General features: G+C 36.2%; 8 protein-coding genes. 5 read left to right on the top strand and 3 right to left on the bottom strand.

Annotation, left to right across the window (positions count from 1 at the left end; genetic code table 11):
* Positions 1-91: 91 nt before the first annotated feature.
* Positions 92-1,018, bottom strand: a complete 927-nt coding sequence (locus tag Q0K80_RS09025) for a LysR family transcriptional regulator (RefSeq protein ID WP_294605597.1) — start codon at positions 1,016-1,018, stop codon at positions 92-94.
* Between the two features lie 118 nt (positions 1,019-1,136).
* Here Q0K80_RS09025 and Q0K80_RS09020 point away from each other — a divergent pair, with 118 nt between their 5' ends.
* Complete coding sequence (locus Q0K80_RS09020) at positions 1,137-3,017, top strand: flavocytochrome c (protein WP_294605599.1); 1,881 nt, start codon at positions 1,137-1,139, stop codon at positions 3,015-3,017.
* Positions 3,018-3,061: 44 nt separating this feature from the next.
* Here Q0K80_RS09020 and citG read toward each other — a convergent pair whose 3' ends face one another.
* Positions 3,062-3,883 (bottom strand): triphosphoribosyl-dephospho-CoA synthase CitG, encoded by an 822-nt coding sequence (citG, locus tag Q0K80_RS09015; protein WP_294605595.1) that lies wholly within the window; start codon positions 3,881-3,883, stop codon positions 3,062-3,064.
* Between the two features lie 163 nt (positions 3,884-4,046).
* Complete coding sequence (locus Q0K80_RS09010; protein ID WP_294605594.1) at positions 4,047-4,961, bottom strand: LysR family transcriptional regulator; 915 nt, start codon at positions 4,959-4,961, stop codon at positions 4,047-4,049.
* Between the two features lie 400 nt (positions 4,962-5,361).
* Between Q0K80_RS09010 and Q0K80_RS09005 the strand changes: the two genes are divergently transcribed.
* Genes Q0K80_RS09005 through aroD form a run of 4 tightly spaced genes read left to right on the top strand, consistent with a single transcriptional unit; the run spans position 5,362 to position 10,088 of the window.
* Positions 5,362-6,561, top strand: a complete 1,200-nt coding sequence (locus Q0K80_RS09005; RefSeq protein ID WP_294605592.1) for an MFS transporter — start codon at positions 5,362-5,364, stop codon at positions 6,559-6,561.
* 21 nt (positions 6,562-6,582) lie between these two features.
* Complete coding sequence (locus Q0K80_RS09000) at positions 6,583-8,352, top strand: FAD-dependent oxidoreductase (RefSeq protein WP_294605591.1); 1,770 nt, start codon at positions 6,583-6,585, stop codon at positions 8,350-8,352.
* A gap of 41 nt (positions 8,353-8,393) precedes the next feature.
* Complete coding sequence (locus Q0K80_RS08995) at positions 8,394-9,308, top strand: shikimate dehydrogenase (RefSeq protein WP_294605589.1); 915 nt, start codon at positions 8,394-8,396, stop codon at positions 9,306-9,308.
* 15 nt (positions 9,309-9,323) lie between these two features.
* Entirely contained in the window at positions 9,324-10,088 is a 765-nt protein-coding gene (gene aroD / locus Q0K80_RS08990) for a type I 3-dehydroquinate dehydratase (protein ID WP_294605587.1), read from the top strand.
* The last annotated feature ends 30 nt before the right edge of the window (positions 10,089-10,118 follow it).

The following is a 10,118-nucleotide window of genomic DNA, read 5'->3' as shown; positions in this document are numbered from 1 at the left end:
AGTCTGACAGCCGGAGCGAAGAGAGAAGAGGACCAAGAGGTCCTCTTTTTTGTGTTTGATTATTTAAATGTCCTGGATTAATTATTGTGTCCTATTTGATATTAGGTTCAATTTTAAGTTTTTGGAAAGCTGAAATTAATTTCTTTAATCCTGGTTTTAGTTTTTGTCCATGCTTGACTGCAATAAAATATTTAATTTGGATCAAGTTATGATCAACGGGAAGTAAGTTAATGGGTGTCTGTGCCATTCTTTTGATTATGCTGGCAGCGGAAATAGTTAACCCTACACCTTTTATTGCCAAATTAGTGGCAGTGATAATACTGCTACTTTCTAATATAATATTAGGCTTGATATGAAATTTTTGAAATGCACCGTTGACTTGGTGACGTATAGCAGAATTAGTTGAACTGACAACAAAAGGTTCTTGTAAGATATCTTTAATGTCATATTCCTGCGGCTCGAGTATAAACCGTCCTTTTTTAAAGTACTTTGATCTTGGTGAAATAATAACAAAATAGTTTTCACCACCATTGACATAGAAATCTAGTCCTTGATTAAGTGATTCAGGAGTTTGACCGAGATAGCAATCTATTTGTTCATGCAATAGATGTGTTTCACTCACTCTGGGGAAGCTTTCCGCTAATTGTATTTTGATATGAGGATTATCAAACATAAAATTAGGCAGTAATTCGGGTAATAAAAATGTACCCAGGCTTTCTAAAACACCAATTCTAATTACTTCTTTATTAGGTGATACGTATGGTATTAGCTGCTCAGTAAGTTTTTGTTTATTGGAAATTTTAGTTTCTAAATAATTGTAATAAATTATTCCGGCTTCTGTTAACTTGAATGGAATTGACTCACGGTCAATTATCTTAGTTCCTAGTTTTTGCTCTATTCTTTTAATTAGTTGCGTTAAATAGGGCTGTGAAATATATAATTCGCCGGCTGCTCTTGTAAAATTACTTTCTTTTAGTAGTACATCGATAAAATGTAAAACTGTTTCAGGGTCATTCATGTTTTACCTCCAATAACAATTTTATTATAATCTTTTTACTTTAAAACTATTTCATTTTGCTAAAAAAAGTTAGTAAAATTTAACTAATGAGTATTAAAAGAAAGGAAGTATATTAATGATGAAACCTGGTACTTACAAAGTTAAGGCTAAAGGTCACGGTTCTAGTTTTATGCCTATGGAAGTGACTCTTTCTGAGGATAAAATCAAAGAAATAGATATAGATTCAAGTGGTGAAACTGCGGGAGTAGCCGATGAAGTTTTTAAACGTTTACCAAAACAAATTATTGCTAATCAAACTTTAAATGTTGATGCTGTTAGTGGAGCTACCATTTCCAGCCATGGAGTCGTTGACGGTGTGGCACAGGCAATTAATGAGGCCGGCGGGGATGCGCAAGAATGGTTAAGCAGGCCAAAACCTCAGATCGCTAATAGTTCAGATGCTGAATACCAAACTGATGTTGTGGTGATTGGTGCCGGCGGTGCTGGTCTTGCTGCAGCCGCAAGAACAATTCAAAACGGTAAACAAGTAATAGTATTAGAAAAATTCCCTCAAATTGGTGGTAATACTACAAGGGCTGGTGGTCCTTTAAACGCTGCTGAACCAGAATGGCAAGATAAATTCCAAGCCTTACCTGGTGAAAAAGAAAGCCTGGAAAAATTGTCTGCTACACCAATTGCTGAAATTGATCCGGAATACCGTGATGATTTTAAAGAATTGCAAAAGCAAATTAAGGCTTATGTGGATTCAGGAGAAAATTATCTTTTTGATTCGGTTTTACTACATGAAATACAGACTTATTTAGGTGGTAAAAGAACTGACTTAAATGGTAATGAAATTCACGGTAATTATGCTTTAGTTACTGAACTTGTCAAAAACGTACTTGATTCAGTTAAATGGTTAACTGAATTAGGAGTAAAATTTGACCGCTCTGATGTCACTATGCCGGTTGGAGCTCTATGGCGTCGCGGTCATAAGCCAGTTGAACCTATGGGTTATGCATTTATTCATGTTTTAGGTGATTGGATAAAAGATCATGGTGCTACGGTTTTAACTGAAACTAGGGCTCAACATTTAATTATTGAAGACGGTAAAGTTACAGGTGTTGTAGCACAAGGAAGCGATGGCAGTAAAGTTACTGTTCATGCTCAAAAAGTAATTTTGACTCCTGGCGGTTTTGGTGCAAATACTAAAATGGTACAAAAGTACAATACTTACTGGAAGCACATTGATGACGACATTGCTACTACCAATTCACCGGCGATAACTGGTGATGGTATTGCTTTAGGCCAAGAAGCTGGCGCTGATTTAGTTGGTATGGGATTCATTCAATTAATGCCAGTTTCTGATCCTAAGACTGGTGAATTGTTTACCGGTATCCAAACTCCGCCTGAAAACTTTATTATGGTTAATCAAAAAGGTGAACGCTTTGTTAACGAATTTGCAGAGCGTGATACTTTAGCCAAGGCAGCAATTGCTAATGGTACTTTGTTCTACTTAATAGCAGATGAAAGAATAAAGGCTACTGCCTATAACACAACTGAGGAATCACTTGAGGCTCAGGTAAAGGCCGGTACATTATTAAAAGCTGATACTCTAGAAGAATTAGCCGAAAAAGCCGGTATGGATCCTGCTACTTTGGTCAATACCATTAAAAAGTATAATTCATACGTTGATGCTGGTAGCGATCCAGAATTTGGTAAAAGTGCATTTAACCTTAAATGTGAAGTTGCACCGTTTTACGCAACGCCTCGTAAGCCAGCTATTCACCATACAATGGGTGGCTTGAAGATTAATCCAAAAGCGCAAGTATTAAATAAAGATGGCCAGGTTATTACAGGCCTCTACGCTGCTGGTGAAGTTGCTGGCGGCTTGCATGCTGGTAATCGTCTAGGTGGCAATTCACTAGCTGATATCTTTACCTTTGGTAGAATAGCTGCTGATACTGCATGCGGTGAGATTGCACATAATGATGCCGTGACTGGTGCATCAGAAAAATAATATTTTGATTCTAGTAAAAAAGGAAGGCGATTTGCCTTCCTTTTTTATATATATCCTCTTTCAAAAGCAACAAAAATAGTGACTATTAGTAAATCTGCACAACCGCCTAAGCTGTAATTATGTGCTAAACATTCTTTATTTAATTTTTGCAATTGCTTTTGCCCAGCTGGAGTAACATAGCCGCCAAGATTTAAATATTTTATTGCTTCTTGGTGGAGCCATTTAACCACATCGTAATTTCCGGCCCGTTTAATTAAGTTACTGTCAACCACTACTGTAGCTATTTTCATTAATGTGTCCAGAAGCCTGGTTTGAACAGTCCCAGTACTGCTTTTTAAAAAAGGCAGGGCCACTTCTCTGACTATGGGATAGCCCTGTTCTGCCTGTGCTCTTGCTCCGCCTATTTTATATTTAACAAATTCTTTTTCACCAGCTGTTTGTAATTCATTATTTTGAACTAAATCATGCTGTACGAGCCCTTTACACATCTTTGTAATAGTAAGAAATAGTTCAGTTTTGTTCGCCATACTGTAACTTTCAGCACAAACAAAAATTCCTAATGCAAAAATTGCTCCCTTGTGAGTATTGGCACCATGGGTGGCAATAAACATTTCTTTTTCAGCAGTGATGCCTCTTTGCCTTAATTGCTGAAACATTTGGGTTAAATCAGTTGAGTGAAAAGTCTGGCCAATTTTAACAGCATCGACAAAATACGATTCCAAACTGATAGAGCTGTCAATAAAAGTATAAATATCCATGTCGGAATGGGGACCTTGGCTTCCAGGATCTACCAGACCAGGTTTGGGTTCAGTAACAACTTCATATAGAAGCGAGCGTAAAGCGTTTTGGGTAATTGAATTAGTCATATTATAGGTTTTATTTATTAGTTAATTTTTTGATAAATTGTTGAACGATTTTAATAGTTTTTATGTTATAACTATTTACCATAATATCAGTATATCCCATTTCAGGACTTCTCTTCCATCCCATTTATTAATTCCTGAAAATGTCCGCTTTACTTTTTAGGCTTTAGTTGACAGGAATATTATTAACAATTTTTTGAATATCTGGTTTATGACTTTTAAGAAAGTCAATAAAATCAACAGTTCCTGGTGAGAAATTTTGACTGGAATCATAAACTAAATAAACCTGACGAGTATTTTTGGGTAAATCCAGTTTTATAATGTGAATATCAAAACCGCTGAGATAAATGGTTTTGGCAACTATGCCGACAATGTCATTAGTCAATACTTGTCCCGCAATTGCTAATTCATCGTGTAGTCTATTCGTGATATTCAAATCAGATGCAGTTGCTAATAAAGCATTAGTTATGTCTTTACCAATCTGAATTTTTTTAGAATAGGTAATAATTGACTCGCCCTGTAATTCTTCAGGAGTAATTTCTTTTATTTTAGCCAGGTTGTTTTCCTTTGAAACGATAGCAATAATTTCTTCAGTGTAAAGGGGAATATAAGTAAAATAACTAAATTCAGGTACAAATGAGGAGATTCCAATATCATACCAACCATTGTTAATGCCTTCGCAAATTTGATATGAGGGATTATCGTGGTAAATGAAATGAGGGGAAATGTTACTTTCTTGTTGATACTGTTTAGTTAAATGGGGCAATATAGTTCCAATTGCTGTAGGTATACCGGCAATATGAATGTTGCCTTGATCCTGACTGATACGCTGCTCGATCTGCTTTTTACCACGATCTAAAGTATTTAATGATTTAGTTACAGTATCATAAAAAATTCGTCCATATTCAGTTAATTGCACATAACGTCCATTATGTTTAAACAACTTGCATTGCAGCTCATTTTCCAGTTGCTTAATCGATATCGAGAGGGTAGGCTGACTGATAAACAAATTGTCTGCTGCTTTTGTGTATTGTTTTTGGTCTGCCAATTCACGAAAATAATAAAGTTGATTTAAATTCATGATGTCACCTCAAAAATTATTTTTATATTCAATATTAATATTAATAATTACTATACTTAGCTTTATAAAGCTCTTACTAAATTCTTTTATATTGCTATTGCTGAAATTAATATTCATGCATTATTGTTAATTTTACTATGTTTTGGCACTTTTAACTAATGAGTCTTTTTAATTATTGGTAACTAATTACGGATAAATTCTACATTTTTTATTTTCTTTGTCTAACTGCTACAAAAGAATTATTTGACATGATTTAAAAAAGAAAAATATTGATGTAGTAGCGCTTGTAACTATAGTTATTTTTTATAATTCAGTAATCAGAAATAATTATTCATATCCGTTTTAATAGGATATATTTATTTCTGAATTATCAGCAGTCTTAATTTTGAAAGGTAAAGCTATGAAAAAAGGGAAAAGTTATAGAGGCGTTGCTGCTTCTGTTTATACCCATTTTGCAGTTGTGGGAGCAGCTACCTTATTTATTAGTCAATATAGAGAAATTTTGGCGCATTCTTGGAATACTACTGAAACCGAAGTTTCTCTTGTAATTGCAATGGTTGGGTTAGGAAGAATTTTTACAATTTTATTTGCTGGTGCTATATCAGATAAGATTGGTCGTAAAAGGAGTTTATTAATTGCATTGCTAAGTGACGCTATTTTTCTTCTTGGTGCTGCTTTTGCGAACAATATTTGGATAGCTGGTTTAGCAGCAATGTTTTTCGGTGCAACCAATTCATTTGGCGATACAGCCGGTTATCCTGCACTTGCAGATGCTTTTCCAGATAAAACAGCCACAATGAATTCGTTTGTTAAAGCTGCAATGCAAGTCATGCAAATGTTGTTTCCATTTTGTGTAAAAATAATTAAAAACCCCAAGATTACAGCGTTAATACTAGTCATTATCATTTTACTGGATGTTGTGTTTACAATAAAGACGGCTTTTGCCCCGCAAGCTGAAGCAAAAGTTGTTCCTGCAGAAGAGAAAAGCCAAGAAACTGGTGTTAGTGATCAGAATCAGCCTAAGTTAGCGATTGATGGCTTAATGATTATTGGTTTGGGTTTTACAATTTGTTTTACTTTCTATATTTTTTCTCTTTATGCTCCTTACTATGGGCAGTATGTTTTAAATGAGTCCGCTGCTAACGCCAATCAGCTTGTATCATGGTATTCGATTGCTTCATTAATATCTGTGTTTGTGACATCAGCTTTAGTAACTAAGGTAAAAAGATTGAATTTGATTATGGTATATTCAGCTATTACTGCTCTTGGACTGCTCTTTATGGTCTTAAAGCCATCTCTACTAGCTGGTGAAATAGGTTCTTTAGCTGTTGGTTTCTTTACTGCAGGGGGAGTGTGGCAGGTTGCACTTTCAGTCTTAACTTCTTATTTTCCCCAAAGTCACGGAAAAATTACTTCATACTATAGTTTTGCGCCAGCCCTGGTTTACTTTGTAGCACCACTTATAGCAGCGTTTGTATTAAAGGCCAATGCTGCAAGTACACTGATGGTATTTTGGATAACTACAGTGATAACGATCATTTCGGTGGTTCTATGTGTTGTCTTAATTAGACGTAGTAAAAATTTCAATATCAAAAATTAATATAAAGCCGAAGGTGAATTTATGTCAGAAAAAACAATTAAAGCAACAGCAGAAGGAAGAAATGGTCAAATCGACTTTGATATCAAAGTCGAAGATAATCAAATTACAGATATCAATGTGACCAAAACTGCCGAAACCCCGGGTATCTTTAACCAAGTTGTAGGTAAATTAAAAAAGAATATTCTTAATAATCAAAGTTTCGCTGTTGATGCTATTTCTGGTGCTTCGATTATGACACAAGCTATGCTTGATTCTGGAAAGAAGGCCTTAAAAGAAAATGGTATAAATATTGTTTCTCAGCCTAGCGATCAGTCACATCAAGATGTAACCTATAATATAGATGTGGCTGTAATTGGCTCGGGTATGGCAGGTTTAATGGCTGCCTCTCGGGCGTTATCAATGGGTAAGAAAGTTCTTTTAATTGAAAAAAATGGCTATCTTGGTGGGGCTACAATTTTAAATGGTTCAAATGTTGTTGGGACTGGTTCAAAATTAGCAGCTACTTTATTTGGTGAAGAAGCAAATAAAGATTCTCCGCAGCTCTTGGTTCAAGATATTGCCCGCGAATGCCGGGGGACTAATTATCCATTACTTTCAAATTTATTGGCTCAAAATATTGGTAAAGCAGTTGATTTTATTACAGAATTTGCAGACCTAACTTATCAAAAAGCCGAGACACAAACTATTGAGCATTCTGTTAACCGCCAAATTGAAATGCCAACGGAAAGTTCTTATGAATTAATATCTAAAGTGGCAAATGCTTTTACCAAAAAGGGTGGTAAGATTTTACTGGAAACTCGTGTGGAACAACTTAACAAAAATGAACAGGGCCAGCTTGTCTCATTAATTGCTGAAGGCAAGCACGAAACTGTTACTGTAAACTTTAAGTCCCTGGTTATGGCAGCTGGTGGCTGGGGTGCTCGTGATTACCTTAAGCATAAGACCAATATTCCTTATTATGGTCCAATGACTTCAACCGGTGATTATTTTGATTTTGCTAAAAATATGAATTTAGCTTCCCGCAATCTTGACTGGTATAAGGTTTATCCACATGGTTTGGAAGTTGAACCTGGTATTGCCAAATTAACAACCTATTCAACAAAAGAAGCTACAGACATGGGCGCTATTTTTGTTAATACCAGTGGTAAACGAATTGTAAATGAATCGGCACCATACACTCACTTTAGGGATGCTATTGCTGAACAAAAGGATAAAATTGCTTTTGTAGTAATGGATGAAAGAACATGGAACAGATTTTATGAATTGCTTCTTAAATATGGTTTTACCAAAGATGAAGTGCAAGGCTTCTTCGATCTTGACGGTAAGAAGAGTCCGATTTTAGTTAGCGGAGACTTGCAGACGGTGGCTCAAAAGGCTGGCATTGATTATGAAAACCTCAAGAAGACTTTAACTGACTACGATAAATATGTTGCTTCAGGTAATGATCCTGAGTTTGGTCGCCCTTCCCAATTTATGCATAAATATGAAGGCGAGAACTACTTTGTGATTGAGCAGAAATTACGCTTTTGTACTACCCTTGGTGGTTATGAAACTAATCAGCATATGCAGCTTTTGGACCAAGACTTTAAAGTGCTAGACAATTTTTATGCGGCAGGTGAGATTGTTGGCGGCGCTAACGGTCATAATTCAATGCCAAGTATGATGAATTCTTGGTCTTATGCTTCAGGCTTTGTGGCCGGAACAGAGGCTGCTGATAATGCTAATTATCAAAAATTGGAAAAGACCGCACCTGTTCCAACTGATGTAGTGTCTGGTGTTTCTAAAAATTAGTGTAGATTAATTATTTTTAAATTTAATAAAGGAGAAAAATGATGACTAATAAAATTACTGGTGTTAATGGTCCTATTACTGGCTGGCTTGATGGTCATACCTACTTAATTGGTTTGATGGCTTATCCTATTCGGCATTCAATGTCACCAACAATGCATAATAATGCCTTTGCTAAGCTGGGCTTGAATTATACCTATCTTTGCTTTGAAGTTGGCAACGATAAATTAAAAGGTGCAGTTGACTCTATTCGCACGTTAGATATGCGTGGCTCCAACGTTTCAATGCCTAATAAAAAAGAGGTCATTCAATACCTTGATAAATTATCACCTGCTGCTAAAATGTGTGATGCAGTTAATACTATTGTGAACGATCATGGTGTTTTGACAGGTTATACCACTGATGGTATCGGCTTTGTGCAATCACTTAAGGATGAAGGCTTTGATATTAATGGTAAAATTATGACCTTAACTGGTGCCGGCGGTGCTGCAACTCCGATTGCGATTCAATCAGCTTTAGATGGTGCTAAAGAAATTAGAATGTTTAACATTAGGGATAAAAATTGGCCTCAAGCTGAAAAGACTGTTAAGACTATTCGTGAAAACACTGACTGTAAGGTTTCTCTTACTGAATTATCTGATCAGGAAGCATTTAAACAATCAATTGGAGAAAGTGATATTTACTGTGATGCAACCAGCATCGGAATGAAGCCGTTTGAAGATAAGACGTTAGTTTCAGATCCATCATGGTTCCATCAGGATATGGTGGTGTTTGACACGGTTTACTCACCGAGAACCACTAAATTAATGAGAGTGGCACAAGAGGCTGGAGTTAAGCGTGTCTATGACGGTATCGGCATGATGATCGATCAAGGAGCAGCATCATTTAAGCTGTGGACAGGTAAAGAGATGCCAACTGATTACATTCGTGAGATTATCTTTTCAGACGATAACGATTAGTTGAGGAATTGACTAATGGCTACTGTAAGGATTAGAAATACTGTTTTAGGTGCGGGGCTGCCCAAAATTGCCGTCCCTAATGTTGGAACGACCGCAGAAGAAATTTTGACTGCAGCTAAAGAGATTAAGTCTGCCAAACCTGATTTGATGGAGTGGCGAATTGATTATTATGCTGCAGGAGTTAATGACTTTGCCAAGCTAAATACTACTGCAAAGAAATTGCGGCAGGAAGTGGGCGAGCTGCCTATTTTGGTCACCTTTCGCACCAAAAATGAAGGTGGGGTCTGCAATCTGGCTGAAGACCAATATTTAAATTTAGTAGAATATGTCGTTACTAATAGGCTGGGTGATGCTGTTGATATTGAACTTTTCCACACTGAAAAAAGAGTAAAATCTTTAGTGAACTTAGCTCATGACTACAATGTCGTAGTAATTATGAGTAATCACGATTTTGAAAAGGTGCCAGCTAAAGACATAATTGAATTTCGTTTACGAAAAATGGCTCAACTTGGTGCAGATGTCCCTAAGTTAGCCTGCATGCCTCATAGTGCTGCAGATGTTTTAACTCTTTTAGCAGCAACGACAGAAATGAATGCAGAAATTTCTAACCCCTTGATTACTATGGCTATGGGCGATATTGGTAAAGTAACGAGAGTAGCGGGTCAGGTTTTCGGCTCAAGCTTATCATTTGGTGCTGCTGGCAAAACCTCTGCACCAGGTCAACTGTCAATTGCAGATTTGCGGAATGCGGAAAAGTATTTAGCAGTGGATCAAAATTAATATAATAATAGTATAAAAAGCTAACTTTAT

Origin of the sequence: uncultured Lactobacillus sp. (genome assembly GCF_945290125.1) — a bacterium.
Classification (GTDB): domain Bacteria; phylum Bacillota; class Bacilli; order Lactobacillales; family Lactobacillaceae; genus Lactobacillus; species Lactobacillus rizhaonensis.
This window is presented reverse-complemented; position numbering and strand designations above follow the sequence as displayed.